Annotated in this window: 1 protein-coding gene; it reads left to right on the top strand. The window is 69.9% G+C overall.

The features are described 5' to 3' along the window. Positions 1-135 precede the first annotated feature (135 nt). A partial coding sequence (locus ACIBVQ_RS40565; RefSeq protein WP_399184287.1) for an IS630 family transposase occupies positions 136-1,169 on the top strand: 1,034 nt, incomplete at its 3' end.

The following is a 1,169-nucleotide window of genomic DNA, read 5'->3' as shown; positions in this document are numbered from 1 at the left end:
CTAAGCGCCTATCCAGAAGTTCTGCGCGTAACCAGGTGTGAGATCGCCGGGGCATAAGGGCGTTGACACGGGCCTCGCCGGGGGTTGGATCGAGGTTGCCACAACGTCCACCCCACCGGCGAGGTCGTGGTCAGTATGCGCCCTCCTGTCGTGTTCGCCGATGCTCCGGCCACCTCGATCGAGCACCTGCAGGCGGAGTTACGGGGACACTGGCGGCAGGCAACGCGGGCGGTGATGGTGCTGCTGTCGCTGCATGGGCTGTCGGCGGTGCAGATCGCCGACCTGCTCGGCTATGACCCGGGCACGGTCCGCCGCTGGATCGACCGGTTCAACCGCCGCGGGGTGGCCGACCTGGCCGACCGGCCCCGTCCGGGTCGCCCGCGCCTGGGCGGCCGACGGCTGACCAGGCGCATCGCCGCCTTGCTGGCCCACCCGGGACCGTGGACGATCCCGCGGCTGTGGCGGTTGCTGAACCGGCCCCATCTGAGCCGCCACGCCCTGTATCGGCGGGTGCGGCTGGTGGCCGTCTGGCGGCGACCCAAGCTGATCGCCCGGGGCGATCCCGACCGCCGACGCGTGCTGGCCGACATCACCGCGCGGCTGCGTGCCCTGCCGCGCGGGGCGGTGGTGTGGGCCGCCGATGAGACCCACGTGCACCTGCTGCCGCACATCCGCGCCAGTTGGACGCTGCGCCCATGCCGCCCGGAGGTCGTCACACCGGGCAAGAACCGGCAGGTCACCGTGCTCGGCGCGCTGGAGATGACCACCGGGCGGTGGGTGTATCGGCTCGGCCGCCGGTGCGCGGCCGACTTCCTGCGCCTGCTCGATCAGGTGATCGCCGCGTTCCCTGCCGCCCCGCACATCGTCGTGATCTGCGACAACGACAGCATCCACCACGCCGGGATCGTCACCGCCTACCTGGCCGAGCATCCTCGCCTGGAGCTGCTGTACGGGGTGCGCTACAGTCCGCATGACAACCCGGTGGAGCGCATCTGGGCCGTGTTGAAGGCGTTCATCGCCAACACTGCCGTCACCTGGCCCGGCCGCCTCAGACAGATCCATGCCTTCTTCCGCGCCCGTTCACCGGATCAGTTGCTGACCGCCGCAGTTCCATGGACCAGCCCTTGGCTCCCGGCTGGTTACAAGCGGAACTTTTGGAATGCCGCTTA

It is taken from the genome of Streptosporangium sp. NPDC049376 (genome assembly GCF_044466505.1).
Classification (GTDB): Bacteria; Actinomycetota; Actinomycetes; order Streptosporangiales; family Streptosporangiaceae; genus Streptosporangium.
Note: the sequence above shows the minus strand (reverse complement) of the source record. Positions and strands in the feature narration are given on the sequence as shown.